The 24,330-nt window shown below is 72.8% G+C and carries 25 protein-coding genes; 15 read left to right on the top strand and 10 right to left on the bottom strand.

Translation table 11 applies throughout. The annotated features are described in order from the left end of the window. Nucleotides 1–16: 16 nt before the first annotated feature. A complete protein-coding gene (locus tag AB0N63_RS19300) occupies nucleotides 17–631 on the top strand; it encodes a TetR/AcrR family transcriptional regulator C-terminal domain-containing protein (protein WP_365530199.1) in 615 nt (204 codons plus the stop codon). Nucleotides 632–1,088: 457 nt separating this feature from the next. On the opposite strand, the gene AB0N63_RS19295 is transcribed toward AB0N63_RS19300, so the two are convergent. Continuing rightward, complete coding sequence (locus AB0N63_RS19295; protein WP_365530198.1) at nucleotides 1,089–1,814, bottom strand: dienelactone hydrolase family protein; 726 nt, start codon at nucleotides 1,812–1,814, stop codon at nucleotides 1,089–1,091. A gap of 397 nt (nucleotides 1,815–2,211) precedes the next feature. On the opposite strand from AB0N63_RS19295, the gene AB0N63_RS19290 reads away from it, so the two are divergent. Both AB0N63_RS19290 and AB0N63_RS19285 read left to right on the top strand, forming a co-directional pair. Then, entirely contained in the window at nucleotides 2,212–3,030 is an 819-nt protein-coding gene (locus AB0N63_RS19290; RefSeq protein ID WP_365530197.1) for an SAM-dependent methyltransferase, read from the top strand. A gap of 272 nt (nucleotides 3,031–3,302) precedes the next feature. After that, a complete protein-coding gene (locus AB0N63_RS19285) occupies nucleotides 3,303–4,460 on the top strand; it encodes a PP2C family protein-serine/threonine phosphatase (RefSeq protein WP_365530196.1) in 1,158 nt (385 codons plus the stop codon). Between the two features lie 345 nt (nucleotides 4,461–4,805). Here AB0N63_RS19285 and AB0N63_RS19280 read toward each other — a convergent pair whose 3' ends face one another. From AB0N63_RS19280 to AB0N63_RS19270, 3 genes are all read right to left on the bottom strand, one after another. Continuing rightward, nucleotides 4,806–5,174 carry a gas vesicle structural protein GvpA gene (locus tag AB0N63_RS19280; protein ID WP_365530195.1) on the bottom strand — a complete coding sequence of 123 codons (369 nt, stop codon included), beginning with the start codon at nucleotides 5,172–5,174 and terminating at the stop codon, nucleotides 4,806–4,808. Between the two features lie 107 nt (nucleotides 5,175–5,281). Then, entirely contained in the window at nucleotides 5,282–5,833 is a 552-nt protein-coding gene (locus tag AB0N63_RS19275; RefSeq protein ID WP_365530194.1) for a phosphatase PAP2 family protein, read from the bottom strand. 321 nt (nucleotides 5,834–6,154) lie between these two features. Further along, the gene (locus AB0N63_RS19270; protein WP_365530193.1) at nucleotides 6,155–6,811 is read right to left on the bottom strand and encodes a fasciclin domain-containing protein; all 657 of its coding nucleotides are present in this window, start codon (nucleotides 6,809–6,811) and stop codon (nucleotides 6,155–6,157) included. A 287-nt stretch (nucleotides 6,812–7,098) separates the two neighbouring features. Between AB0N63_RS19270 and AB0N63_RS19265 the strand changes: the two genes are divergently transcribed. Next, entirely contained in the window at nucleotides 7,099–8,022 is a 924-nt protein-coding gene (locus tag AB0N63_RS19265; protein ID WP_365530192.1) for an amidohydrolase family protein, read from the top strand. Nucleotides 8,023–8,361: 339 nt separating this feature from the next. On the opposite strand, the gene AB0N63_RS19260 is transcribed toward AB0N63_RS19265, so the two are convergent. Continuing rightward, entirely contained in the window at nucleotides 8,362–9,072 is a 711-nt protein-coding gene (locus AB0N63_RS19260) for a hypothetical protein (protein WP_365530191.1), read from the bottom strand. 253 nt (nucleotides 9,073–9,325) lie between these two features. On the opposite strand from AB0N63_RS19260, the gene AB0N63_RS19255 reads away from it, so the two are divergent. Together AB0N63_RS19255 and AB0N63_RS19250 are read left to right on the top strand one after the other, a co-directional pair. After that, nucleotides 9,326–10,405: an NADP-dependent oxidoreductase gene (locus tag AB0N63_RS19255; RefSeq protein WP_365530190.1), complete on the top strand. Its 1,080-nt coding sequence runs from the start codon at nucleotides 9,326–9,328 to the stop codon at nucleotides 10,403–10,405. 51 nt (nucleotides 10,406–10,456) lie between these two features. Next, nucleotides 10,457–10,876, top strand: coding sequence for a MerR family transcriptional regulator (locus tag AB0N63_RS19250; protein WP_365530189.1), 420 nt, complete (start codon nucleotides 10,457–10,459; stop codon nucleotides 10,874–10,876). Nucleotides 10,877–10,923: 47 nt separating this feature from the next. On the opposite strand, the gene AB0N63_RS19245 is transcribed toward AB0N63_RS19250, so the two are convergent. Continuing rightward, on the bottom strand, nucleotides 10,924–11,718 hold the full coding sequence (locus tag AB0N63_RS19245) for an SAM-dependent methyltransferase (protein ID WP_365530188.1): 795 nt from the start codon (nucleotides 11,716–11,718) through the stop codon (nucleotides 10,924–10,926). 238 nt (nucleotides 11,719–11,956) lie between these two features. Between AB0N63_RS19245 and AB0N63_RS19240 the strand changes: the two genes are divergently transcribed. Together AB0N63_RS19240 and AB0N63_RS19235 are read left to right on the top strand one after the other, a co-directional pair. Continuing rightward, complete coding sequence (locus tag AB0N63_RS19240; protein ID WP_365530187.1) at nucleotides 11,957–12,289, top strand: metalloregulator ArsR/SmtB family transcription factor; 333 nt, start codon at nucleotides 11,957–11,959, stop codon at nucleotides 12,287–12,289. A 47-nt stretch (nucleotides 12,290–12,336) separates the two neighbouring features. After that, nucleotides 12,337–13,023 carry an NAD(P)H-dependent oxidoreductase gene (locus AB0N63_RS19235; protein ID WP_365530186.1) on the top strand — a complete coding sequence of 229 codons (687 nt, stop codon included), beginning with the start codon at nucleotides 12,337–12,339 and terminating at the stop codon, nucleotides 13,021–13,023. A 32-nt stretch (nucleotides 13,024–13,055) separates the two neighbouring features. Here the strand turns inward: AB0N63_RS19235 and AB0N63_RS19230 are convergent, their stop codons facing one another. Further along, a complete protein-coding gene (locus AB0N63_RS19230) occupies nucleotides 13,056–13,850 on the bottom strand; it encodes an SDR family oxidoreductase (protein ID WP_365530185.1) in 795 nt (264 codons plus the stop codon). 370 nt (nucleotides 13,851–14,220) lie between these two features. Here AB0N63_RS19230 and AB0N63_RS19225 point away from each other — a divergent pair, with 370 nt between their 5' ends. Beyond that, on the top strand, nucleotides 14,221–14,838 hold the full coding sequence (locus AB0N63_RS19225) for a TOPRIM nucleotidyl transferase/hydrolase domain-containing protein (protein WP_365530184.1): 618 nt from the start codon (nucleotides 14,221–14,223) through the stop codon (nucleotides 14,836–14,838). 32 nt (nucleotides 14,839–14,870) lie between these two features. Here the strand turns inward: AB0N63_RS19225 and AB0N63_RS19220 are convergent, their stop codons facing one another. Continuing rightward, nucleotides 14,871–15,059, bottom strand: coding sequence for a hypothetical protein (locus tag AB0N63_RS19220; protein WP_365530183.1), 189 nt, complete (start codon nucleotides 15,057–15,059; stop codon nucleotides 14,871–14,873). 325 nt (nucleotides 15,060–15,384) lie between these two features. Between AB0N63_RS19220 and AB0N63_RS19215 the strand changes: the two genes are divergently transcribed. Beyond that, the gene (locus AB0N63_RS19215) at nucleotides 15,385–15,801 is read left to right on the top strand and encodes a hypothetical protein (RefSeq protein ID WP_365530182.1); all 417 of its coding nucleotides are present in this window, start codon (nucleotides 15,385–15,387) and stop codon (nucleotides 15,799–15,801) included. Nucleotides 15,802–15,981: 180 nt separating this feature from the next. Here AB0N63_RS19215 and AB0N63_RS19210 read toward each other — a convergent pair whose 3' ends face one another. Continuing rightward, on the bottom strand, nucleotides 15,982–17,493 hold the full coding sequence (locus tag AB0N63_RS19210) for an alpha-L-arabinofuranosidase B (protein WP_365530339.1): 1,512 nt from the start codon (nucleotides 17,491–17,493) through the stop codon (nucleotides 15,982–15,984). A gap of 645 nt (nucleotides 17,494–18,138) precedes the next feature. Continuing rightward, entirely contained in the window at nucleotides 18,139–19,038 is a 900-nt protein-coding gene (locus AB0N63_RS19205) for a helix-turn-helix transcriptional regulator (RefSeq protein ID WP_365530181.1), read from the bottom strand. Between the two features lie 97 nt (nucleotides 19,039–19,135). Between AB0N63_RS19205 and AB0N63_RS19200 the strand changes: the two genes are divergently transcribed. From AB0N63_RS19200 to AB0N63_RS19180, 5 genes are all read left to right on the top strand, one after another. Beyond that, complete coding sequence (locus AB0N63_RS19200) at nucleotides 19,136–19,726, top strand: non-oxidative hydroxyarylic acid decarboxylases subunit B (protein WP_365530180.1); 591 nt, start codon at nucleotides 19,136–19,138, stop codon at nucleotides 19,724–19,726. A gap of 170 nt (nucleotides 19,727–19,896) precedes the next feature. Beyond that, nucleotides 19,897–21,327, top strand: coding sequence for a non-oxidative hydroxyarylic acid decarboxylases subunit C (locus AB0N63_RS19195; protein ID WP_365530179.1), 1,431 nt, complete (start codon nucleotides 19,897–19,899; stop codon nucleotides 21,325–21,327). A gap of 39 nt (nucleotides 21,328–21,366) precedes the next feature. Beyond that, a complete protein-coding gene (locus tag AB0N63_RS19190; protein ID WP_365530178.1) occupies nucleotides 21,367–21,669 on the top strand; it encodes a non-oxidative hydroxyarylic acid decarboxylases subunit D in 303 nt (100 codons plus the stop codon). A gap of 198 nt (nucleotides 21,670–21,867) precedes the next feature. Then, nucleotides 21,868–22,389 carry a MarR family transcriptional regulator gene (locus tag AB0N63_RS19185; RefSeq protein ID WP_365530177.1) on the top strand — a complete coding sequence of 174 codons (522 nt, stop codon included), beginning with the start codon at nucleotides 21,868–21,870 and terminating at the stop codon, nucleotides 22,387–22,389. A 48-nt stretch (nucleotides 22,390–22,437) separates the two neighbouring features. Next, on the top strand, nucleotides 22,438–24,330 hold a 1,893-nt coding region (locus tag AB0N63_RS19180; RefSeq protein WP_365530176.1), incomplete at its 3' end, for an MDR family MFS transporter.

Raw genomic sequence — 24,330 nt, 5'->3', positions numbered from 1 at the left:
TACGCTGTCAACCGTCATGCCACGTCCGCGTTCTCTCACCCCCGAACAGCTCGCCTCGGCCGCGCTCGCCGTCATCGACCGCGACGGCCTCGCCGGGCTCTCGATGCGCGCCGTCGCCAAGGAACTGGGCGTGAGCACCATGGGGCTCTACCGGTACGTGACGGACCGCGACGAACTCGAACGACTGGTCGTGGAACGCGTGCTGGGCGCCGTGGACACCGAGCCGCCGGAGCCGGGCGCACCCTGGCGCGAGCGGGTCACGGTCCTGGCGGGGCGGCTGCGCGCCACCGTGGGCGCCCATCCGGAGGTCGTCCCCCTCACCGTCACCCACCGGCACCACTCCCTCGGGGTGCTGCGCTGGTCGGAGACCGTGCTCGCGGTCCTCACCGAGGCCGGCCTCGAGGGCGAGCGGCGGGTCGTCGTCCTGCGCGCCCTGCTCGGCTACGTCATCGGGGCCATCCAGCTGGAGCACCTGGGCCCCCTGTCCGGCCCCGGGACGACCGCCCTCGCCGCCCTGCCCGTCGCCGAGTTCCCGCTGATGGCCGCGACCGCCCGGGACGCCCGCACCGTGGACGCCGACCGGGAGTTCCTGGGCGGCCTCGCCCTTCTGCTCGACGGCATCGCCGTCTGAAGGCACTACGGACGCGGGCCGGTGGCGAACCCGGTGCCCGTCTCGCCACAGCGGCACCGGGCCTTGAGTCACCTGGGCCCGCTGGACCCAAGCCGGTGTTGGGCCGGGCCTGGCCGCGTCAGAAGGTTGCCAGACGACCTCCGCGCTCCATACCTGATCCGTTGTGGGACGAACTGTTCGCCGCCATGGGCTGCCAGCGGGATCCAGTTCTGCTCGACTGCTACGTCTCCGGCGGCGCCAAGGCGGAGGAGGTGCGCGGTGTCGGGACCGGCGACATCCACTGGGCCAAGCCGGGCCTCTACGTCATCACCAAGGGCACCCGAGACCGCGAGCTCGTGCCGATCTCGCCGGAGGCATGTGTCCGACTCGCCCGCTACCCGGACAGCGTCGGCACGCCCGAGGTCGGCGAGCCGGTCTGGCGCACTCGGCACGGTGAGCACCACCCAGTCCGCCCGGATCACTCCGTTATGGGCAGGCACTCGGCGAGCAGGTCGACGACGTCCCGCCAGGCTCGCTGCGCGTGCTGAGGGTGATAGCCGACCCCGGGACGCACGATGTGGTCGACCGGTGGGTGATGGAAGGCGTGCACGGCGCCGCCGTAGACCACGAGGCGCCAGTCGACGCCCGCAGCCTGCATCTCGGCGGTGAACGCGTCCCGTTGCGCGGGCGGCATGATCGGGTCTTCCGACCCGACCCCGGCCCACACCGGGCAGTGAATGCGCGCCGTCTCGCCCGGTCGGCCCGTGGTCAGTCCGTTGACTGTCGCGATCGCGCGCAGGTCGACGCCGTCGCGCCCGAGTTCCAGCGCGATTGCACCCCCGGTGCCGTAGCCGACGGCGGCGATCCGGTCCGGGTCGGTCCGCGGCTCGGCGCGGAGCACGTCGAGCGCCGCGTGGCCGATGCCTCGCATCCGGTCGGGGTCGGCGAGCAGCGGCATGCAACGGGCCAACATCTCTTCAGGGTCGCTCAAATAGCGCCCGCCGTGGAGGTCGAAGGCCAGCGCCACGTATCCCAGCTCGGCGAGCGCATCGGCCCGGCGGCGCTCGACGTCGCTGAGCCCCACCCCCTCGGGCCCGACCAGGACTGCGGACCGGAGGCCGGCACCGGCCGGGAGCGCAAGGTGCCCGATCATCGTCAGGCCGTCGGCCGCGTATTCGATCGTGCGCGTTGTGACTGTCGTCATGAGCCTGGACTGTAGTGATCGTCGAACCCGGTCGGGGCGGTGTTCTGCCGCTGGCAGAAGGCAGGTCTCTGGCGTATTCCACGAGCCACCCCGTCAGCGGTTCAGCTCAGAGTCTGCGAACAAACCGCCGTCCGCCCGAAGCGCGGGCACACCCGACGCTGCTGCACGCAGATGGGGTTTGTTCACAGGCTCTCACCTTGGGATTTCGACGTCGCGCGTGGGAAAGCGATGTGCGCCCGGGGCTCACGAAGGATGACGCTCGCACCTCGTTCCTCGCAGATCTCCAGGAGCAGGCCGAGCAGCCCAAGCTCGCGATCGCCCACGGGCACGCGCTCTGCCAGTACCAACAAGTCCAAAGGTGTGGTCAGCGGGCCGCGGGATGGGGAGGATGTGCCCCATGACGGATCACGGTTCCTCCATCGACCCCAACAAGCCGAGTATCGCCCGTGTCTACGACTACCTGCTCGGCGGCAAGGACAACTACGCCGTGGACCGGGAGATCGGCGATGTGTTCAAGCGCGACCTCCCCGGTTCCGTGGCGATCGCCTTCGCCAACCGCTCCGCTCTGACCCGGGCGATCGGGGAGATCGTGACGACCACCGCGATACGGCAGTTCATCGACCTGGGCAGCGGCCTGCCGACCGCCGACAACGTCCACCAGGTCGCTCAGCGGCACGATCCGGAGTCCCGGGTGGTGTACGTCGACATCGATCCCCAGGTGCTGGTCCACGGGCGGGCGTTGCTGGAGGAGAACGACCGGACCCGGGTCGTCCCGGTCGATGTCCGCGACCCGGAGGGCGTGTTCACCCACCCGGACACCCTGGAACTGATCGACTTCGAGCAGCCCGTCGCCGTCGTCTTCAGCGCCATCCTCCACCACGTCAACGACGAGGAGGACCCCGCCGCGATCGTCCGCTACTGGCGTGAGCGCGTGCCCTCGGGCAGCCACTTCTTCGTCAGCCACTTCCGGTCCGGCAACAACCCGGAGACGGAGGAGGCGGAGCGGGTCCTCCAGCAGACCTTCGGCCGGGGGCGGTGGCGCACCGACGCGGAGATCGAGGCGTTGCTGGACGGTCTGGAGATCCTCGAGCCCGGGATCGTCCCCGCGTCCCTGTGGCGTCCCGAGGTGGTGGACACCCCGCGGATCGGCGACGGCGAACGGGAACTCACCGTCTGGGAGCGTCTGATCTCCGCCGGTCTCGCGCGCAAGCCGTAGCCCTGCCCGCTTGGCGGCCCGTCACGACGTGCCGGGAGGTCGGCGAGGTCCTACGGTGTCGGTATGACTGCGGAGCGTTCGGCGCGGCCGTCGTACCGGCGGTCGGCCCGGGGTCACGCGCCGCTGCCGTGCGACGCCCCGCCGTGCGCGCCGGCGGTGCGCGCGTCGACGAGCCGTCCGGCCCGGGAACACCCCGCTCCGGCCCCGCACCTCTCGACCGGTCCCGCCTTGCGGGGTGGCGCTGTCTGCCGTGGCCGCCGGTCCCGCCTCTGATGCGGTGGCGACGGGGTCCGAACCGCCGGGGAGGGACGCCGCGAGGCGACCTGCGCCCGCGGTTCCGCCTCCTGCCCGGGCTGGTCGCCGCGCTGCTCCTGGTCGGCGGGGTGGTGGCCGACCTGTTCGGGGCGCAGCCGTACATGGGGCTGCCGCTGCTCTCCGCGGCCCCGCTGGTCGCCAGCGCCCTGATGTCCTTCCGCGCCAGCCTGTTCTTCGCGGTGGCGGCGTGCGTGATCTCGGTCCTGCTGGACCTGCACCTCGGGCGCCCCGCGACGGCGCTGCTCGTGGACCTGGCCGATGTGCTGACCACCGGTCTCCTGGCGCTCGGGGTCAACCGCATCCTGGCCCTCCAGGGGCGCCGGCTGGCGCAGGTCCGCGACGTGGCCGAGATCGCCCAGCGGGCGGTGCTCCCGGACCCGCCGCGCCGAGCCGGGCCGGTGGCGGTGGCCGCCCGGTACGTGGCCGCGGAGACCGAGGCGCGGATCGGGGGCGATCTGTACGCGGTCCAGTCGACCCCGTTCGGGGTGCGGGCGATCATCGGGGACGTGCGGGGCAAGGGGCTGGGGGCGGTGTCGACCGTCTCGGTGCTGATCGGGGCGTTCCGGGTGGAGGCCGACCACGTGCCCACCCTCGGCGAGCTGGCGCACCGGCTGGACGACGTCCTCGCCCGGGGCGGCGCGGGCGGGGAGTCCGAGGATTTCACCACCGCCGTACTGCTCCAGATTCCCCCGGACGGGCGCACGGCCCAGGTGTGCAACCGCGGGCATCCGCCGCCGTACCTGGTCGACGGGCGGGCCGTCTCGCCGTTGGAACCGAGCACCCACGAGCTGCCCCTGGGGATGCGGCTGTGGCCCGGCGCCGGGGCGGACGGCGGGGCGGGCACGGACGTCTTCCCGCTGAACCCCGGCGCCTCGCTGCTGCTGGTCACCGACGGGGTGACCGAGGCGCGCGACGGGCAGGGGACGTTCTACGATCCGAGCGACCGCCTCGCTCCCGGTGCATACCCGAACCCCCGGCGGCTCGTGGACGCCGTGGTGCGTGACGTGGCGCGCTGGACGGGGGGACGGAACCAGGACGACATGGCCGTCCTCGCCCTGACCCGTACCGCGGGGAGGGGGCGCGGGCCGGACGACGCCCCGCCTCCGCCGCCGTGAGGGCGGGCTCGTGCGGCGGCCGGGTGGAGCCCGATCGGCCGCAACCGGTCAGAGGCTGGGGCGTTCCGGGCGGATGATGCACACGTGGCTCACAGACGGCGTTCCCACTGCCGTGCTTGCCCCGGTGACGCTACACGTAGAGCCTGCCAACGCCCTCGGCTCCCGATTCCTGTCCCGCCGCCGCAGGGCCGCCCTCGGCGGGGCCGCGGCCCTGACCGGGGCGGTTGCCGCCGGACGCGCTGCCGACCGGGACCCGCCACCGGTGCCGACGCGGCGCCCACGGTCTCCCCGTCTCCCGGCGCCTGACGTCACACACCTCCGGTCCGCGGGCGGTCTACCGACGCCCTACTTCCCCCGTGCCTCGTCGCGGGCCTGGTGGAAGGCCTCCGAGATGGTCTCCGCGGCACCGGAGAGGACCCCCTTGGCCGCCCCGTGCGCCCCCGACTCCTTCATCCGCCCCGGAAGCTCGGTCAGTCCGGCCGGCTTGCGCGGCCCCGCCTCCAGATCGAGCCGGTTGCAGGCCTCGGCGAAGCGCAGATACGTGTCGACGCTCGCGACCACGATACGTATGTCGATCTTCAGGATCTCGATGCCGACGAGGGAGACCCGGATGAACGCGTCGATCACCAGCCCTCGGTCGAGGATCAATTCCAGCACGTCGTAGAGGCCGCTGGAGCCTCCTCCGCCACCGCGCTGCTGTGTCGCCACGGTCATCTGCCGCCAGTCCCTTCCACCGTCGCCCGCTCCCCCTCTCGGATAGCCCCGGCCGCCGTTCTCAAACGGCGGCCGGGGCATCGGTACGGACGAGGGGACAGCTCTCCCTACGACCACCGCGCCTTGCGCGGCAACCGGGGAGTCCTGCGGACCAGCCAGGCGCAGGCCAGGCCGATGACGGCGCCCGCGGCCACGTCGCTCGGGTAGTGGGCGCCGCTTTGCACCCGTTCGACGGCGACCAGGCCGGCCGGAACCGCGCACAGGGCGCCCGCCGGCGGTGCGAGGGACGCGACCGCGGCGGTGAAGGCGACCGCCGCCGCGGTGTGACCGGACGGGAAGGACGACGAGTCGGGACGGTCCTCGACCTCGTCGTGCGGTATCCACTCCTCGGGCGGGCGGGGCCGGTCCGCGAGCCGTTTGCACAGGGCGTTGGACACCAGTTGCGCGACGGCGAGCGCCGTCAGACCGGTCACGGCGGCCCGGCGGCCGCGCCGCCCGCCGCACACGGCCATGAGCGCGGCCGCGCCGCACCACAGTTTCGAGCTCTCCGCGCACTCCTCCACGGCCGACAACACCTTGGCGGCCCCGGGCGGGACCCGGGACGCCGTCTGCCGGGTCAGCCGCCGGTCCGCCTCGAAGAACGCTGTCACTGCTTCCATGGTCTGCAGGTATCCCCGTCCGGCGCGGCCGACACCATCGGCCGGCGACGTCGCCCCCGGCCGTCGCTGCCTTCGGCCGGTTCGTGCGGAGCGGCCGCCGCCCCCGGGTCGCCGCGCGGCGGCGGGCGTGGTGGCGGGCGGCGCGGACGCGGTCGCCGCGGCGCGGGCGGCACACCGGCGCCTGCCGCCGGTGTGCCGCGCCCGCCGGGTGAGTGCTCGGCCGGGCGGGCCGATCGCCCCCTCCGCCTCCGTCTCGGTCTCTGCCTCGGCCCCAGCCCCAGCCCCAGCCCCAGCCCCAGCCCCAGCCCCAGCCCCCGAGTGTCAGCTCTTCGGCATGAGGACCGTGTCGACGATGTAGACCGTGGCGTTCGCGGTGCGGACGTTGCCGCAGACGACCTTCGCGCTGCCGTCGACCGTGAAGGTCTCGCCCGAACCGGCGGTCGTCAGCCGGGACTTCTCCAGGGTTTCGTAGGAGCCCTTCGCCAGGTCATCCGGCGCGAGGCGCTTGCCGACGACGTGGTAGGTGAGGATCTTGGTCAACTCGGCCTTGTCGTTGAGGACCTTGTCGAGGGTGGCCTTAGGGATCTTGGCGAAGGCGTCGTCGGTGGGCGCGAACACGGTGATGTGCTGCGCGTTGTTGAGCGTGTCGACCAGGCCGGCCTTCTTCACCGCGGTCACCAGCGTGGAGAGCACGGGGTTGTGCGAGGCCGCGGTGGCCACCGGGTCCTGCGCCATGCCGCCGAAGGACCCGGCGCCGTTCTTCGGCACCGCGGAACAGGCCGCGCCGAACGGCTGGTCCACGGCGCTCGCGCCGCTGCCGGAACCGCCCATGTCGTCGCTGCTCGGCGAGGCGGACGCCTGGGCGGAGGTGTCCGACGCGCCCGAGTCGCCGCTGCCGCCGGAGCAGGCGGTCAGGGCGAGGGGCAGCGCCGCTGCGGCGGCGAGCGCGACGGCGAGGCGGCGGGTACGGGTGGTCATCGTGGTTCTCCCGGTGACGGTGGGGCGTGCTGTCGAGGACGGAGGCGACGAAGGGATACTCGGCCGCACGTGGCCCGGCCGGGTCCTCCTCTTCGTCCCTCACGCGGGGAATCCGGGGCTGTGGCCTGGCCGGATGGGTGACAACCCTCGATCGGGTGAAAGATCGCCCGGCGGCAATCCGCCCCGCGCGCGGCGGCGAATGACCCGGTGGCCTGTGACGGATTCCTCACGGAACCCCTGGTGGAAGGGGTCGCTCCGGCCCCTCGTCAGGGGTGATCGTGGGCGGTATGAACGATCACCGTACGGCGTCCGCCGGCTCCGCCCCGGCTTCGCGCGAGGAGGCGGACGAGGTCCGTCGTTTCTGGGCCGGGCTCGGTCTTCCGGGACTGATCGACGTCCACACGCACTTCATGCCCGAGCGGGTCCTGCGCAAGGTGTGGGACTACTTCGACGCCAACGGGCCGCTGATCGGCGGGCTGAAGTGGCCGATCACGTACCGGGCGGAGGAGGCGGAACGCACGGCGCTGCTGAGGGAGTTCGGGGTGCGCGCCTTCACCTCCATGCTCTATCCGCACAAGCCCGGCATGGCCCGGTGGCTGAACGGCTGGGCCGCCGAGTTCGCCCGCCGCACCCCCGACTGCCTGCACACCGCCACGCTGTACCCCGAGCCGGGTGTGGAGGCGTACGTCCGCGAGGCCGTCGAGGCGGGGGCGCGGGTGTTCAAGTCCCATGTGCAGGTGGGGGCGTACGATCCGGCCGACGAGCGGTTGGACCAGGCGTGGGGCCTGCTCGCCGAGGCCCGCGTCCCCGTGGTGATGCACTGCGGCTCCGGTCCCGCGCCCGGCGAGCACACGGGCCCCGAACCCGTCGCCCGGCTGCTGGCGCGCCACCCGCGACTGCGGCTGATCGTCGCGCACCTGGGGATGCCGGAGTACGAGGAGTTCCTGGGCCTCGCCGAACGGTACGACGAGGTGCGGCTGGACACGACGATGGTGTTCACCGACTTCTCCGAGGGTTTCATGCCGTTCCCGGGCCGGGCCCTGCCGAGGCTCGCGGCGCTCGGCGACCGTGTCCTGCTCGGCACCGACTTCCCCAACATCCCTTATCCGTACCTGCACCAGCTCCAGGCCCTGGAGCGGCTGGGTCTGGGCGAGGACTGGCTGCGGGCCGTGTGCCACGACAACGCCGCGAAGCTGTTCCCGGTGGAGTGAGCGGCGGTGCGGGCGGCTCAGCCGGCGGTCCAGGCGCCGAACGTGCGGAGCCGGCCGGTCGCTCTGCTCACGAGTGGTGCCCTGGGCGAGGCGGACTCCGCGCCGCGGGCTCATCACCCCGTCGCGGTACAGGACCCCGGGGAAGGACCCCCGGCCGCCCGAGAGCGGGGGCGGGGCGTGCCCGGTGGGCGCGGCGTGCTGGAGGCCGGCCGCAGCAGCGAGGGCTGACGGGCCGGTCGAGGTGACGCGGGTGGTCAGCGGGCCCGCCGGGGCGACGCGGGCGGCCGACGGGCCGGCCGCCGACGGCTGCCGGTGTCGGTCCTCGGCGCCCCGTCCCGGTCAGTCGCGCAGCCAGATCCGCAGGGGGCCGACCGGCTCGAAGCCGTGGTGGAGCGCCGCGTCCAGGTCCTCCCCGTGTTCGTAACCGACCACGGGGAGGCCGGGGAACAGGCGCTGCACGGTGTGCAGCGCGCCCGGCCAGGCTCCGGAGGCACCGCCCGCCGACGCGAACAGGTTGGAGATCCCGGCCACCCGGTCGCTTCGGCTCGCCACCGCTCCGGCGACCACCCGCCCCTCGGCGGATCGGCCGGCGAGCACGAAAGTGGCCCGGTCTTTTAGCAACTCGGACCGGAACAAGGCGTCGTCGCCCGTACCGTCGTCCCGGGCGAGCTGCCAGGCGCGCAGTGCCGGCGGAGTGCGGACAACCTCCCACGCCAGCTCCGGCTCGGTGGCCGCGGCGCTCGCCGGGCGGTGGATCCAGTGGGCGTCGAACAGCACCCGGAAGCCCGCCCGCGTCAGGTCCAGGTCGGCGAAGCTGTCCTTGACGCTCGCGCCGGGCGCCCCGACGTCGATCCGGTTCAGCAGCTCGGCCGCGTCGGCGCCCGGGGCCAGCGTCACGGCGTCGGGGTGGTACGGCGGCGTACGGACCGACGCGGTCCACGCCTGTCGGCCGAACTCGCCGCGCACACCGTGCGACCGGCTCATCACGGCGCACCACTCGGCGTTGTTGCGGGCCGCCGCCCGGACCAGGAACCGCTGTGTCGTCGTCACGGAGAGGATCATGGCCCGTCGGGGCCCGCGCGGTCGAGCGGTTTCGCCGGGGCGGGACGGTCGCGGCGGCCGCCGCGGGGTGTGCACCCGGACGGCGTTCCGGCGGCCCCGGTGGGCGTGGCGGGCTTGCCCTTGACGTGCGGGTCAGGGATTAGCGTCTGCGGGTCCGGTGCCGCCCCGGCGGACGACGGCCGTGGCCGCCCGGCGCACCCCGACACCCTGCTCCGTCCGCTCCCGCGTCGAGAGGCCGCCCATGACCACAGCCCTGCCCCGGACCGTCCGCGAAGTACGGCTCGCCGCCCCGCCCCGGGGGCTGCCCACCCCCTCGGACTTCGCCGTCGTCGAGGCTCCGCTGGCCGCCCCGGAACCGGATCAAGTCCTGGTCCGCAACCGCCAGTTCCTGGTCTTCGGCGGTCTGCGCACTCTGATCGGCGGCGAGGCGCGCGACACCCCCGTACCGGGACTCGCGCGCGGGGACGCGCTGTACGGCCCGGCTCTCGGCGAGGTGGTGCTCGCGCCGCCGGGCAGCCCGCTGCGCCCCGGCGACCTGGTGACACACCTGCTCGGCTGGCGCGAGTACGCCCTCGTCCCCGAGGCGCAGTGCACTCCCGTGGACCCGGAGCTGCCCGACCCAGTCGCCCAGCTCTCCTCCGGCTCGGCCGCCTACGGCGCGCTGACCCGGCTCGCCGGGGTGCGCGAGGGGGACGTCGTCCTGGTCACCGGCGCCGCCGGGGGTGTGGGGTCCCTGGCGGGGCAGATCGCCCGGCTGCTGGGGGCCGGGCGGGTGATCGGCACGACCGGTTCGCCGCAGAAGGCGGAACGGCTGGTCTCCGAGCTGGGGTACGACGCGGTCCTGACCGGCGGTTCCTGGCGCGGGGCACACGACGCGGCGGACTCCCGTGCGGCGTACCGGGCGTTCGCCGCGCAGCTCGCCGAGGCCGCGCCGGACGGCATCGACGTGCTGCTCGACACGGTGGGCGGTACGCAGCTGACGGCGGCGGTGGACGCCGCCCGGCAGGGGGCGCGGTTCGCACTGGTGGGAGCGCTGTCCGGGCAGCTGGCGGCGGAGGGGTCCGGGGCCACGGCCCCGGTGGAGATCGACGCGCTCCGGCTCATCGTCAAGGGGGTGTCGGTCAGGGGGTACATCGGCGTCGACCATCCCGAGGTGGAGACGGAGTGGCTGGGGCGGTTCGCGGCGTGGCTGCGCTCCGGCGAGATCCGCTTCCCGCTCACCCGGATCACGGGCATCGACCGCGCTCCGTGGGCGTTGCGGGAGCTGACCGAGGGCAGCCAGTTCGGTACGGTCGTCGTGGAGTTGCCGGACCACGGCTGACGGAGCGCGGCTGACAGCCGCAGGCGCGGCGGGCAGGAGGCAGGGGGACACATGCGGATCGGCGACGCCGCGGCGGCCGTGGGCGCGACGCCCCGGGCGCTGCGCTTCTACGAACAGCGCGGCCTCCTGGCGGCGCCGCACCGTACGCGATCGGGGCAGCGGGACTACGGCCCCGGGGAACTGGCCGTCCTGCGTGTCATCCGCCAACTCCTCGCTCTGGGGCTCACGGTGGAGGATCTGCGCGGCATCGCCGACCGCCTGCCCCTGCTCGCCGCGGATCCGCGACCGTGCCGCGGGCCCGCGGCGGCGGACGCGCCCGAGGAGGGGGTGGTCGGCGCGGCGGTGGTGGAGCGGCGTATCGCGGCGCTCGACGCGGACATCGAACGGCTCACCCGCCTGCGCGACGCCCTGAAGGCCGGTCTGGCCGACCGCCGCGGCGCCGCCCGCCCCCAGTGCTCGCCGGCCGGCTGAGGCGTACGGGCGCGGAGGCGCCGCAGAGGGCGGGCGCGCGGCGGGTGTTACGGGACGCGGGCGACGGCGGCGTAGATGCCGCTGTCCTCCTCCTGCGGGGCCGGCGTCTTTTTGACCCACTCGGTGGCCGTGACCAGACCGGGCTCGACGAGTTCGAGGCCGTCGAAGAACCGGGCGACCTCCGTCCGGGTGCGGAAGCCGAGCTGGATGCCTCCCTTGGCGTACTCGGCGGTGACCTGCTGCGCCAGTTCCGGAAAGAGGTCGGAGGCGGCGTGCGACAGCACCAGGTAGCTGCCCGAGGGGAGCGCGTCGACCAGACCGCGCACGATGCCGTGGGCGTCCTGCTCGTCGGGGATGAAGTGCATCAGTGCGATGAGCGACAGCACCACGGGGCGCTCGAAGTCGAGGATCTCGCGCGCGTGTTCCAGGATCTCGTCCGGCCGGCGCACATCGGCCTGGATGTAGTCGGTGGTTCCCTCGGGGCTGCTGATCAGCAGCGCCTCGGCGTGCCGCAGCACGATCGGGTCGTTGTCCGTGTAGACGACCTTGGCGGCGGGCACGGCGCGCTGGACGATCTGGTGCAGGTTCGGCTCGGTGGGGATGCCGGTGCCGATGTCCAGGAACTGGTCCAGGCCCCGGTCGGCGAGCCAGGCCGCGGCGCGGTTCATGAACGCGCGGTTCTGCCGGGCGGCGTCGTGCGCCTGGGGCGGCAGGGCCCGGCCGACCGCCTCGTCCACGGGGTAGTTGTCCTTGCCGCCGAGCAGCCAGTCGTACACCCGGGCCGGGTGCGCCTTGCTGGTGTCTATCCGGGGGAACGGAAGGTCGGGGGTGCCGGTCGCCATGGCGGACTCCGTCGTGCGAGTGGATCAGGCAGGGGGTCGATCACCGCAGTTTCGCACACCATACGCCGTGCCAGTAGGCGCAGTTGGGGACGGTCCGCGCCGACCGCGGGTGCGGGCGGGCGTTTCGGGGCGGACCGGGGCGGGGGGCCTCCTCGGCCGCCGGCGCACGGGGGTCGTATCGGGATATCGTGGTGTGTCGGAATGTCCAGTGTTCGATGTTCGATGAGAGAGGTGGCGCATGGCCGGGGCGGCGGAATGGGATCCGGGTGAGCTGATCGAGGTGTTCAAGGCCCTCGGCAACCCTGCCCGGCTGCAGATCATGCAGTGGCTGAGGGACCCCGACCTGCACTTCGGCGAGTACGAGGCGATCGCGGACCGGCGGACGGTGGGTGTGTGCGTCACCCACATCCAGGCGAAGTCGGGGCTGGCGCAGTCGACCGTCTCCAGTTACATGAGCACGCTCGAACGGGCGGGCCTCGTGCGCCCCACCCGGGTGGGCAAGTGGACCCACTACCGGCGCGACGAGGAGCGGCTGGCGGAGGTGGCGCGGGCGGTCGGGACCGCCCTCTGATGTCACGAACCCATTGACACATCGCAATACGTCGATATGATTTTCCCATGTCGACCTTCACTGCCGCGCCCACCGCGCTGATCGTCCACGCCCACCCCGAGCCCCACTCCTTCAGCACCGCCCAGATGACCGCCGCGGCGCGAACCCTGAGCGACGCCGGCTACCGCGTCGAGGTCGTCGACCTCTACGCCGAGGGGTGGGCCCCGGTCCTCGGCCGCGACGAGTTCGCCCCCGTGGACGGCCCCTTCAAGCCGCAGGCCGAGCAGATGCGCGCGGTCGCGGACGGGACGCTCGACGCGACCGTACGCGCCCACCTGGACCGGCTGCTCGCCGCCGATCTGCTCGTGCTGTCCTTCCCGCTGTGGTGGTTCTCGCTGCCCGCCGTCCTCAAGGGCTGGATCGACCGGGTCTTCGTGATGGGCGGGGTCTTCGGCGGGCGGCACGGCCTGTTCGAGGAGGCGGCGCTCGCGGGCAGGCGCGCGATGCTGCTGGTGACGACCGGCGGCTCCCGTGAGTCCTTCCAGCCGGGCGGCATGCTCGGCGCGATGGACGACTTCCTGTTCCACATCCACCGCGGCATGCTCGAATTCGTCGGCTTCCGGGTGCTCGACCCGGTGATCACCTACGGGCCGGCCCATCTGACCGAGCAGCAGCGGGCGGCGGCGCTGGAGGCGGTCCGCGCGTCTGTCGCGCTCGTCGCCGCGGACGCGCGGACCGTCCCCGCCGCCGGCTGAGGCCTCACGGCACCCGCGGCCGGCCGGCCGCGTCAGGGCAGGATCGAGTCGACGTACCCGCCGTCAGCGCGGAGCGCGCCGCCCGTCGTGGCGGAGGCGAGATCCGAGCTGAGGTAGACCACCATGTTGGCGATCTCCTCGGGTTCGATGAGGCGTTGCAGCAGGGACTGCGGCCGGTACTCCCGCATGAAGACGCGCTGGGCCTCGTCCCACGGCAGGTCGCGGTCGACGAGCTGGTACACGAAGTCCTCCACCCCCGCGGTGTGGGTGGGACCGGCGATGACGGAGTTCACCGTGACGCCTGAGCCCGCGGCCTGCTTGGCGAAGCCGCGGCCGACGGCGAGCAGGGCGGTCTTGGTCATCCCGTAGTGGATCATCTCGGCCGGCACCACCACCGCCGAGTCGCTCGCGATGTACTGGATCCGGCCCCAGCCGCGCTCGGTCATCCCCGGCAGGTAGGCGCGGGTGAGGCGGACGGCGGCCAGCACGTTCACCTCGAAGTAGCGGCGCCACTCCTCGTCGGTGATCTCCAGCGGGTCCTTGGCCCCGAAGATGCCGAGGTTGTTGACGAGGACGTCCACCTCGGGCAGGAACTCTCCGACCACGGCGGCCCCGTCGTCCGCGGCGACATCGGCGGGGACGGCGACGAACTCCCCGTCCGGCACCTGCCCCCGGAAACCCTCGATCGCCTCGTCCACCCTTCGCCGGTCGCGTCCGTTGACCCCCACCCGCGCGCCCGCCCGGGCGAGGCCCGTCGCGATCGCGGCTCCGATGCCCTGGGTGGAACCCGTGACGAGAGCCGTCCGTCCGGTGAGATCGATACGCATGCCGTGTCCCTTCGCGGTGTGCGGGTGTGCGGATGTGCCGGCCGGGCGGCCGGTCCCGCCTTCCGGTTTCCCCGGCGGCGGGCCGGTTCCCCCGGCACTTCCGTGTCGGCCATCATCGTCCGGTCGGGAGACTCGGAGAGCGAGGCACGCGGGGCCGTCGGCGCCGGCGACACGTGTGGGTGCGCTCCCGCGGTCGTACGGCCGCCCCACGACGCCGCTCAGCCCGCGGGTGCGCGTGCCGCCCGGCTGCGAGCGCGCCCGGCTGCCTCACGGGCCTGCCGCCCGCCGCCGGGCGCGGTGACGACGGGCTCGGCGTGCGATCGCGGTAATTCCCTCGCGCGGCGGCCTTGACGGGGTGAGACTCGGGGGCATGACTGACATGGGGGCGTTTCGCGACGCGGTCACCGGGTGGGCGGCGGGTGGGGCCGACGGTCCCGCGCGGGAGCTGGCCGCGCGGCTGCCGGTGCGGGTGGCCGTGCTGCTCGAAGGGCCGAGCGACGTCGCCGCGGTCGAAGCGCTGGCCGGGCGCCGCGGCCGGGACCTGGAGGACGAGGGGGTCTGCGTCCTGCCGATCGGCGGTGCGATGAGCGTCGGGCGCTATGCCCCGCTGCTCGGCGCTCCCGGCCTCGGGCTCCGTCTCACGGGACTGTGCGACGAGGCGGAACGCCCTTACTACGCGCGGGGTTTCGCACGGGCCGGTGCGTCGCCGCACGGTTTCTTCGTCTGCGCGGCGGACCTGGAGGACGAGCTGATCCGCGCGCTGGGCGTGCCGAGGGTGACGGAACTCGTGCGCGCGGAGGGCGACTCGCGCCCGCTGGCGACCTTTCTGCGCCAGCCCGCGCAGCAAGGCCGCCCTCCGCAACGGCAGTTCAGGCGGTTCTTCGGGACGAAGAAGGGCCGCAAGATCCACTACGGTCGCGTCCTGGTCGAGGCCCTCGGCCCCGACCGCGTCCCGCCCCCGCTCGCCGATCTGTTCTCGGTTCTGTGACGGAGTCCGTGACGGGGAGCTGTTCAACCTGCCTACGCCGCGTTTCCCGTCCGTTCCGTCTCCTGGGCCGGCGCCGCCCTCCCCGGCACCAGGACGGCGAGGGTGCTGCGCGCCTCGCGCCGTAGCGTACGGCGTCGGGCGAAGGTGGCGGTGAGGGCGAGTACGGAGACCGTTCCACCGTAGAAGGCGGCGGCGATCGTGGAGAGGAGCCCGACCGTCATCGGGCACGCACCTTTCTTCCCCCGCTCGGCCCGCCCGGGCCGACGGCTCCGGGTCAGGCGTTGATGCGTTTCCCGCCACTGTAGCGCCCGTAAAGACACGCAGGAAGCCCGTTACCGACAACGCCCGTCCACGCGTACGCACATTCCCTCATCCGCGCATCGACGGCCCATTCGGCGCGAAGAACCGATTCACCTTCATATCACCCCCTTTGGCCGATTTCGTACTGCCGTCGCGGCCCGGGTTCCTGAATGCTGGGTGCTTCACCGTCGTTCACGGCCCGGCCGTCTCACCGGCCTCGCCGACCCCACTCGACAGGAGCCGCCCGTGCGCACGACCGTCAGGACCGGACTCGTCGCCGCTGCCGCCACCGCCCTGGCGTTCGCGACCACGGCCACGGCCACAGCCGCCACGCGGGCTCCGCAGGCGTACGTCCAGCGGTGCACCGACCTCGGCAACGGCGATCTCTGCATCGACGTCACCGGCAGAGTCGGCCAGACGGGCCGCATCGGCGTCGGCTACTGGAAGCGGGCGGGCGACGCCGTGCACGTGCGGCTCGGCTGGCAGAACACGACGGGCGGCGGGGCGAACTTCAGCCGGACCGTCCACGGCCCCCTCACCCCCGGCATGAACACCGGTACGGAGACGTGGACCACCTACCTCGCCGCCGGCTGCGTCTACCCGCTCATCGAGGTCGTGGGCCAGGGCACACTGAAGGGCAAGGAGGTCTGCGTGCCCGCGTAGCGGCACGGGATGGCCAGTCACGCGCGACGATCCTCGCGGGCCGCACCCGTTTCCGCGGCGGCCGAAGAACCACCGCGCCGACAGGGCCACCGTACGTCCCGCCACCGACATCCAGGACCCGGGAGCGGCCCGGCCGGACCACCGTTCGGGCGGTCCGGCCGGGCGCCTACGAGGCGGCTGTCACGCCCAGGGCGAGGCGACGGCCCAGCTGGTGTCGTCGGCCCAGAGGGTGGCGCTGTCCCAGGTGTGGGAGCCCCCGTCGCCGGCGACGTAGGCGTCGTGGTCGAAGTGGCGGACGAAGTCGCTCGGGTAGTTGGCGGACCGCAGGGACAGACCCTGGCCGTTGTGGCCGGCCTGCGGGCAGAACGTGGCGTCCTGCGCGAACAGTCCGCCGCCGGCGCTGCTGTCGACGCGCAGCCGGAAGTCGTAGTGGCGCAGGTACTGGCCGGGCTTGTCCGCGGACTCGAAGGAGACGCAGGAGGCGTCGCCGAGACCCGCGCGCACGATCCAGGTGGCGGCGGCCTTGTCGGCGGCGGCGCTGGAGGAGGAGACCGTCGCGATGGAGGCGTTGCTGTCGGCGCTGTTGTGGCGGAGGTACTGGTTGGTGCAGCAGGCGGTGGTGGCCCGCAGCGAGACGCGAGAGCCCACCGTGAGTCGGGCCGCCGCGGACGAGGTGGCGTAGCCGGCCGCGTTGATGTTGGCCTGTACGGCGTTCTCGGTGGCGTCCGAGGGGTAGCCGGAGGTCATCACACCCTCGTAGAAGGTGCCGGCGGAGCCGTTGCTGTTGTCGCCGCCGATGCCGAGGATGATGGCCCCCTCCTTGTGCATCGGGTTGTAGCCCGTGGCGTTGGGGCGTGGTCCGCTGTAGTAGGTGGACAGGCCGCCGGACTGCGCGTTGCCGCCCCGGATCGCCCACTGGTTCGGGCCGCCCTTGACGACGGCGGTCAGGAACCGGTGGCCGACGCTCGGGTCGCCCGCGTTGTAGCCCCGGTTGACGCCGGAGAACAGGCCGTTCTCGAGATCGGCCATGATCCAGGGGCCGTTGCCCGCGCCGTAGCCCCAGCCCTTGCTGTCGCCGAAGTAGATCGTCTCCATCCGGCCGTTGCCGTTGTCGCGGCTGTTGGTCTCGGCGTTGCCGTAGTCGAAGCAGCAACCGCCGTTGTAGTGGGTGCCGTCGAGGATGGCGTACATGCCTTCCGGCTGGTCCCCGGTGGCGATGCCGTTGGTGTTGTTGTTGCGGTAGCCGGTACCGGGGGCGATGAAGACGCCGTACGCCTTGTGGCCGGCCACGGTGACCGGCGCGGCGGAAGCCTCGGCGAGGTTGTCGTAGCCGCCCGCGGCGGGGCCGTTGAACCCTCCGGGCGGAGCCTGGGTGAGGTGGTTGCCGCGGCCGGACTGGTCGTAGAGGACGGTGATGAGGCAACTCGTGCCGGCGCAGAAGGAGTCCTGCGCGGCGGCGTCGGCGTAACCGCCCGCGCTGAGCGTGCCGATGTCGCGGGTGGCTCCGTCCGAGGCGCGTTTGACCTGGTAGAGGCGGCCGTTGTAGGCGGAGTACAGCGCACGTGTGGTGCTGTGCGCGGCCACGCAGGGGGTGCCGCCGGCGGCGTACAGGTCGCAGGGGAGCGTGCCGGCCGCTGCGGCTCGGGCGCTGCCGGCGGTCGTCTGACCGGCGGCGGCCCGGCCGCCGAGCATGGCGAGCGCCAGGGCGAGGGCCAGCACCAGCGGCAGCAGGGTGAGCGGCCTGACCCGCCGGGAGCGGGCCGAAGTCACGGACATGGGTTGTCTCCTGGGGATGGGGGAAGCCGGCGGCGTCCCACCGCCGGGTACCGGACCTGGCCCGGTGAAAAGGCATGTACATGACATGCGAATCTCTGTGCGGACACCTCCACGGCGGTCGGGAACACCGTCACGCACGTCGCCCGCAGCCACCGGAGTGGCGATGCCATTGAACGGTATTTCGAACGGTGGTCGCAGTGACGGACAAAGATTGATGATAGGAAGCCACCGAGGGGTGTCAACAGCCCTCGCACGTCCGATACTCCGACCATCGAAAGCGCAGGTCAGGGCCGCTTCGGGAGCAAAGATCCGGTGAACGTGCCGCCCTCCCGCCCCGATCAGCGCCCAGTGGCCCCCGTCGCCGTCCGGCCGGGTTTCGAGCGTGGGCGGTCGGAGGAGCCCTTCCACGACATCGTGCGGTGGGCCGACCGGGAACTCCTGCACCACGCCGGGGAGATCGCCCTGTCACGCGACCTCTGCCGCGCGCGGGCACGGTGGCTTCCCCCGGTCACCGAGCCGTAGGGGGCGTGGGCGGCACGGGGGCCGCAGGAGGCGCGGGGGCTATGTCCCCCGTGCCGTGCGGCGGAAGGCCGTCGGGGTGGTGCCCGTCCGCTGCCGGAAGAACTTGGTGAAGTCGCTCGAGTCGGCGAAGCCGAGCCGGACGGCGACGGCTCCCGCGCTCGACGTCCCGTGGGCCAGTTCCCGCTTGGCCTCCAGCACCACCCGTGCATCGATGTAACGCTTCGCCGACATGCCGGTGGCCGCCTGGGCGGCGCGGGTGAGGGTGCGGCGGCTGTAGCCGAGAGCCGCCGCGTAGTCCTCCACCCGGCGGGTGACCGTGAAGTCCCGTTCGACGGCGGCGTGGAAGCGGCGGAACGCCTCGTTCGGAACGGGTCTGCCCGGTTCGGCGCGGTAGGCGTTCGCCAGCCGGGCCGTCAGCACCGCCAGCAGGTGCCGCAGCACCCGCACATGGGCTTCCAGGGGCAGCTCGGCCAGCGCGTCGTACTCGAAGCGCAGATGGTCCAGCGCCCGGCGCAGGCCCTCGGCGTCCCGGGGAGCGGGGGTGAGGACCGCCTGCGCGAACGGCGTGTCGGCGACCGGGCCGACGGCGGGTCCGGCGCCGGTGAAGCCCGGCGGGAAGGCGATCACCAGGCCGTCGGCCGCCGGCAGGTCACAGCCCCAGCGCTGCACCTGCCCGGGCCGGATCCACAGCCAGTCGCCGCCCGCCAGTGCGTACCGGGTGAAGTCCACCGAGACCGACAGCCGGCCGCCGGGGTGCAGGGTGACGATCTGGTGGAAGGCGGGGCGCAGCGAGGCGTACGGATCGTTGCCGTGGCGGCGGGCGCGATCGGGCAGTCCGGACAGCTCCAGCAGCTCCAGGCCCGGCGGCGAGCCGGCCGTGGGCCGCAGGGTCAGCTCCCCGATGGCCGACCGTCGTGCAGCCTGTCCGTTTTTCCCCATGACGAGTCCCGAGTGTACCGCCGCCGCCCGCGATCCGGCTCCTAGCGTGGAGCGGTAGGCACAGGTCAGCGCGGTGTGCGCGGGAAGGAACCCTCCTATGAGATTGGTCGTGGGGATGACGGGAGCCACCGGTGCCGTCCTCGGTGTCCGCTTCCTCCAGACGCTGGCGCAGCTGCCGGACGTCGAGACCCACCTGGTCCTCAGCCGGTGGGCGCGTACGACGATCGAGCTGGAGACCGGCCTGTCCGGGGACGAGGTCGCCGCCCTGGCCCACACGGTGCACCGGCCCGAGGACCAGGGCGCCACCATCGCGTCGGGTTCCTTCCGCACCGACGGCATGGTGATCCTGCCCTGTTCGATGAAGACCCTCGCGGGAATCCGCGCCGGTTACGCCGACGGCCTGGTCGGGCGGGCCGCGGACGTGATCCTCAAGGAGCGCCGCCCGCTGGTCCTGGTGCCGCGCGAGACGCCGCTGAGCGAGATCCACCTGGAGAACATGCTGGCGCTGTCCCGGCTGGGGGTGCGGATCGTGCCTCCGATGCCCGCCTTCTACAACCACCCGCGGTCGGTGGACGACATCGTGGACCACATCGTGGCTCGCGTCCTCGACCAGTTCGACCTCCCCGCGCCCGCGGCGAAGCGGTGGGAGGGCATGCGCGCGGCCCGCGCCCTCCGGCCGGCCTCGTGACGGTCGCGGTACGCCGCCGAGCCGCCGCGCCGGCCAGGCCCGCCCTACGGCGCTCGCGGACTGCCCGCCCGACTCACACGGCGGGGACGCTGCGGGCCGCCTCCCCCGCCGACTCCCGCCCCGATCCGACCCCTTGTCCTAACAGTCCCACTCAGTTCTACGGAGTACCCATGCCCTACGACGACTTGCGCGGTTTCCTCGACACGTTGGAGAAGGAGGGGCAACTGCTGCGCGTCACCGAGGAGGTCCTGCCCGAACCCGATCTGGCGGCGGCGGCCAACGCGGCCGGCCGGATCGGGGAGGGCGCCCCGGCCCTGTGGTTCGACAACGTCAAGGGCTTCACCGACGCCCGGATCGCCCTGAACGTGCACGGCTCCTGGGCCAACCACGCGCTGGCCCTCGGGCTGCCCAAGCACACCCCGGTCAAGGAGCAGGTCGCGGAGTTCGCCCGGCGCTGGGACGCCTTCCCCATCGCCCCCGAGCGGCGCGAGGACGCCCCGTGGCGGGAGAACACCCAGGTGGGCGAGGACGTCGACCTGTTCTCGGTGCTGCCCCTGTTCCGCCTCAACGACGGCGACGGCGGCTTCTACCTCGACAAGGCGGCCGTGGTCTCCCGCGACCCCGAGGACCCGGGCCACTTCGGCAAGCAGAACGTCGGCACCTACCGCCTCCAGGTCATCGGCCGGAACCGGCTGGCGATGCAGCCCGTGCCGGTGCACGACGTCGCCCTGCATCTGCGCAAGGCGGAGGAGTGGGGGGAGGACCTGCCCATCGCCATCACCCTCGGCAACGACCCGGTGATGGCGATCGTGGCCGGCATGCCCATGGGCTACGACCAGAGCGAGTACGAGATGGCGGGCGCCCTGCGCGGCGCGCCCGCACCGATCGCCACCGCCCCCTTCACCGGCTTCGACGTGCCGTGGGGTTCGGAGGTCGTCATCGAGGGTGTCATCGAGAGCCGCACGCGGCAGATAGAGGGCCCGTTCGGGGAGTTCACCGGGCACTACTCGGGCGGCCGGCGGATGCCCGTCATCCGGGTCGAGCGCGTCTCCCACCGTACGAACCCCGTCTTCGAGTCCCTCTACCTGGGCATGCCGTGGACGGAGTGCGACTACCTCGTCGGACCGAACACGTGTGTCCCGCTGCTGAAGCAGCTGCGCGCCGAGTTCCCCGAGGTCCAGGCCGTCAACGCCATGTACACCCACGGGCTGTTGGCGGTGATCTCCACCAAGAAGCGCTACGGCGGATTCGCCAAGGCGGTGGCGATGCGGGCGATGACCACGCCGCACGGGCTCGGGTACATCACCACGGTGATCGTGGTGGACGAGGACGTGGACCCGTTCGACCTGCCGCAGGTCATGTGGGCGATGTCCTCGAAGGTCAACCCGGCCGCCGACGTGGTGATGCTGCCCAACCTGTCCGTGGTGGAACTGGCGCCCGCGGCCCAGCCGGCCGGCATCACCAGCAAGATGATCATCGACGCCACCACACCCGTGCACCCCGACGAGCGGGGCAACTTCTCCACGCCCACCAAGGACCTGCCCGAGACGAAGGAGTGGACCGCCCGGCTTCAGCGGCTGATCGCCGAGAGCCGCCGCTGACCGCCGCCCGCCCCGAGTGACCGAAGAGGAGACCCACCCATGACCGACTCCGACTCTCTGCACGACCGCGTGACCGAGCCCACGACCGACCGTACGGCCGAGCCCATGGCCGGCTGCTGTCCCCGCTGCGCCTTCGAGGCCGTCGACACCCTGCACACCTCGCCCGTGCCCGGCGTCTGGGACATCCTCCAGTGCCGCCGGTGCCTGTACACCTGGCGCACCACCGAGCCCGCCCGCCGCACCCGGCGCGAGGCGTACCCGGAGCAGTTCCGGATGACTGCGCAGGACATCGAGAACGCCCCCGAGGTTCCCGCGCTCCCGCCGCTGCGCACCGGCGCCTGAGGCGCTCCAGCCCCCGGCCGCCCGTCCGGCCGGGGGCTGCCGCGCGCCCGGAGCCAGGACGCCGGACACGCCCGTCAGGGGTGTTTACCTTCGCAATGCTTGCCTTTGCCAAGGTTTTGCGCCAAGTGGACCGATTTGGACGCCCTAGGCAATCAACCACCTCTATGGTTGCTACAAGCAACGATTGCGGGAGGTGTGATGGCCGAGCGGGCGCAGTACGAAGAACTGGCGCGTCAGCTCAGTGCCGTCGGCGCCGTCAACCGGGACATGGGGCGGATCCTGCCACCCGACTGCCCGGCCGGCTCCGCCGCCGTCCTGACCCTGATCGGCCGCCACGGCGACATGCGCATGAGCAAGCTCGCCGAGCTGCTCGCCGTGGACATGTCGGTGACCAGCCGGCATGTCGCACACGTCGCCGCACGCGGCTGGATCGACCGGCTGCCGGACCCGGCGGACAAGCGCTCGCGCATCCTGCGCCTCACCCCCACCGGGCTCGACCAGCTCGCCGAGCTGTCCCGCCGCACCACACACCTGCTGACGGAGCGGCTGAGCGACTGGACCGACGACGAGGTCGGTCAGCTCATCCGGCTGATGGGCCGGCTGCGCGACAGCTTCGGCGACTGCCGGTCCACCCCGGTCCCGCTTCCCGCGCCCGCGGCGGAGCCGCCCATGGCCGGGCAGCCGTACGCGAGGACGTCGTGGCCGAACAGGGCGCCGTAGTCGCCGCAGACCACCCGTACACCCGCAAGACGTAAGCAAAGGAAGCCCATGGCAACGACCACACCAGCCGGTGTGCGGGCCCACGCCAGGCGAGGGGGCGACCAGCACGCCGCCGACGACGCCCCGATGACGCATCGCCAGATCATGGAGGCGCTGTCCGGGCTGCTGCTCGGGCTGTTCGCCGCCATCCTGTCCTCGACCATCGTCACCAACGCCCTGCCGACGATCATCAAGGACCTGGGCGGCGGCCAGTCGGCGTACACCTGGGTCGTCACCGCGGCGCTGCTCGCCATGACGGCCTCGGTGCCCCTGTGGGGCAAGCTGTCCGACCTGCTCAGCAAGAAGGCGCTCGTCCAGATAGCCCTGGTGATCTACGTCGCCGGCTCGGTGATAGCCGGTCTGGCGCAGAACCCCGCCATGCTGATCACCGCGCGCGTCGTCCAGGGCCTGGGTGCGGGCGGTCTGTCCGCGCTGGTGCAGGTCATCATGGCCGCGATGATCGCGCCCCGGGAGCGCGGCCGCTACTCCGGCTACACCGGCGCCACGTTCGCCGTCGCCACCGTCGGCGGACCGCTGCTCGGCGGCGTCATCACCGACACCTCCTGGCTCGGCTGGCGCTACTGCCTGTTCGTCGGCATCCCCTTCGCCCTGATCGCCCTGCTGGTGCTCCAGAAGACGCTGCACCTGCCGGTCACCAAGCGCCAGGTCAAGGTCGACTGGGGCGGCGCCTTCCTCATCACCGCCGCGGCGTCCCTGCTGCTGATCTGGGTCACCTTCGCGAACGACAAGTACGACTGGGTGTCGTGGCAGACCTTCACGATGGTCGGCGGCGTGATCGTGCTGGCGCTGCTGTTCGTCCTCGTGGAGACCAAGGCGAGCGCGCCGATCATCCCGCTGCGCCTGTTCCGCAACCGCACCATCGCGCTGGCGTCGCTCGCCTCGCTCTTCGTCGGCGTCGGCATGTACTCCGGCACGGTGTTCTTCTCGCAGTACTTCCAGCTGGCCCGCGACAAGTCGCCGACCATGTCCGGTGTCATGACGATCCCGATGATCGGCGGCCTGTTCGTCGCCTCCATGGTCTCCGGCCAGATCATCACCCGCACCGGCCGCTGGAAGGCCTGGCTGGTGGCCGGTGGCGCCTGCCTGACCGCGGGCCTCGGGCTGCTCGGCACGATGCGCTACGACACGCCGTACTGGCACCTGTCGCTGTACATGGCGCTGCTCGGCGTCGGCGTCGGCATGACGATGCAGAACCTGGTGCTGTCCACCCAGAACCAGGTCGCCCCGCAGGACCTCGGCGCGGCGTCCTCGACGGTCAGCTTCTTCCGCACCCTCGGCGGCGCGGTCGGCGTCGGCGTCCTCGGCTCGGTGATGTCCACCCGGATCAGCCACCACGCCAAGGACACCATCATGTCCCTGAGCCCCCACGCCCGGGCCGCCGCCGCCCAGGCGATGAGCGCCGGCGGCGAGCTGCCCGACATGGACGCGCTGCCCCGCGCCGTGCGCACCTGGCTGGAGGGCGCCTACGGGCACGGCATCGCCGACGCCTTCCTCTACGCCGCGCCCTGCGCCTTCCTCGCCTTCGTCGTCGTGCTGTTCATCAAGGAGGTCCCGTTGCGTACCACCGGTGCTCTGGCCCAGGCCGCTCAGCAGCAGAGTTCCGCGGCGGCTCCGACCGTCGCCGAGGCGCAGACTCAGGCCCCGGTCGTCGAGGCCGCCGTGTCGGACACGTTCACTCCCGCCGGTGAGCGGGTGCCGGGCCGGGCCGGTGCAGACTCCGCTGCCCAGGCGGGCCCGGAGGGCACGCAGCGCCCGGCCGCGGTCGCGACCATCGCCTCCGACGGCGCGGGCGCGGGCGGCGGGATCCCGGTACGCGGACACGTCCGCGGTGCGGAAAGCGCTCCGGTGGCGCAGGCGGCGGTGACGCTGATCTCGCTGGCG

The sequence above is a fragment of the Streptomyces sp. NPDC093260 genome, from assembly GCF_040683715.1.
Classification (GTDB): Bacteria; Actinomycetota; Actinomycetes; order Streptomycetales; family Streptomycetaceae; genus Streptomyces; species Streptomyces sennicomposti.
Note: the sequence above shows the minus strand (reverse complement) of the source record. Positions and strands in the feature narration are given on the sequence as shown.

What these genes read in the sequence shown, in the direction of transcription:
- AB0N63_RS19300 (WP_365530199.1), top strand. Translation starts at nt 17, where the DNA reads ATGCCACGTCCGCGTTCTCTCACCCCCGAACAGCTCGCCTCGGCCGCG.
- AB0N63_RS19295 (WP_365530198.1), bottom strand. Translation starts at nt 1,814, where the DNA reads ATGACGACAGTCACAACGCGCACGATCGAATACGCGGCCGACGGCCTG.
- AB0N63_RS19290 (WP_365530197.1), top strand. Translation starts at nt 2,212, where the DNA reads ATGACGGATCACGGTTCCTCCATCGACCCCAACAAGCCGAGTATCGCC.
- AB0N63_RS19285 (WP_365530196.1), top strand. Translation starts at nt 3,303, where the DNA reads ATGCGGTGGCGACGGGGTCCGAACCGCCGGGGAGGGACGCCGCGAGGC.
- AB0N63_RS19280 (WP_365530195.1), bottom strand. Translation starts at nt 5,174, where the DNA reads ATGACCGTGGCGACACAGCAGCGCGGTGGCGGAGGAGGCTCCAGCGGC.
- AB0N63_RS19275 (WP_365530194.1), bottom strand. Translation starts at nt 5,833, where the DNA reads ATGGAAGCAGTGACAGCGTTCTTCGAGGCGGACCGGCGGCTGACCCGG.
- AB0N63_RS19270 (WP_365530193.1), bottom strand. Translation starts at nt 6,811, where the DNA reads ATGACCACCCGTACCCGCCGCCTCGCCGTCGCGCTCGCCGCCGCAGCG.
- AB0N63_RS19265 (WP_365530192.1), top strand. Translation starts at nt 7,099, where the DNA reads ATGAACGATCACCGTACGGCGTCCGCCGGCTCCGCCCCGGCTTCGCGC.
- AB0N63_RS19255 (WP_365530190.1), top strand. Translation starts at nt 9,326, where the DNA reads ATGACCACAGCCCTGCCCCGGACCGTCCGCGAAGTACGGCTCGCCGCC.
- AB0N63_RS19250 (WP_365530189.1), top strand. Translation starts at nt 10,457, where the DNA reads ATGCGGATCGGCGACGCCGCGGCGGCCGTGGGCGCGACGCCCCGGGCG.
- AB0N63_RS19245 (WP_365530188.1), bottom strand. Translation starts at nt 11,718, where the DNA reads ATGGCGACCGGCACCCCCGACCTTCCGTTCCCCCGGATAGACACCAGC.
- AB0N63_RS19240 (WP_365530187.1), top strand. Translation starts at nt 11,957, where the DNA reads ATGGCCGGGGCGGCGGAATGGGATCCGGGTGAGCTGATCGAGGTGTTC.
- AB0N63_RS19235 (WP_365530186.1), top strand. Translation starts at nt 12,337, where the DNA reads ATGTCGACCTTCACTGCCGCGCCCACCGCGCTGATCGTCCACGCCCAC.
- AB0N63_RS19230 (WP_365530185.1), bottom strand. Translation starts at nt 13,850, where the DNA reads ATGCGTATCGATCTCACCGGACGGACGGCTCTCGTCACGGGTTCCACC.
- AB0N63_RS19225 (WP_365530184.1), top strand. Translation starts at nt 14,221, where the DNA reads ATGACTGACATGGGGGCGTTTCGCGACGCGGTCACCGGGTGGGCGGCG.
- AB0N63_RS19220 (WP_365530183.1), bottom strand. Translation starts at nt 15,059, where the DNA reads ATGACGGTCGGGCTCCTCTCCACGATCGCCGCCGCCTTCTACGGTGGA.
- AB0N63_RS19210 (WP_365530339.1), bottom strand. Translation starts at nt 17,493, where the DNA reads ATGCTCGGCGGCCGGGCCGCCGCCGGTCAGACGACCGCCGGCAGCGCC.
- AB0N63_RS19205 (WP_365530181.1), bottom strand. Translation starts at nt 19,038, where the DNA reads ATGGGGAAAAACGGACAGGCTGCACGACGGTCGGCCATCGGGGAGCTG.
- AB0N63_RS19200 (WP_365530180.1), top strand. Translation starts at nt 19,136, where the DNA reads ATGAGATTGGTCGTGGGGATGACGGGAGCCACCGGTGCCGTCCTCGGT.
- AB0N63_RS19195 (WP_365530179.1), top strand. Translation starts at nt 19,897, where the DNA reads ATGCCCTACGACGACTTGCGCGGTTTCCTCGACACGTTGGAGAAGGAG.
- AB0N63_RS19190 (WP_365530178.1), top strand. Translation starts at nt 21,367, where the DNA reads ATGACCGACTCCGACTCTCTGCACGACCGCGTGACCGAGCCCACGACC.
- AB0N63_RS19185 (WP_365530177.1), top strand. Translation starts at nt 21,868, where the DNA reads ATGGCCGAGCGGGCGCAGTACGAAGAACTGGCGCGTCAGCTCAGTGCC.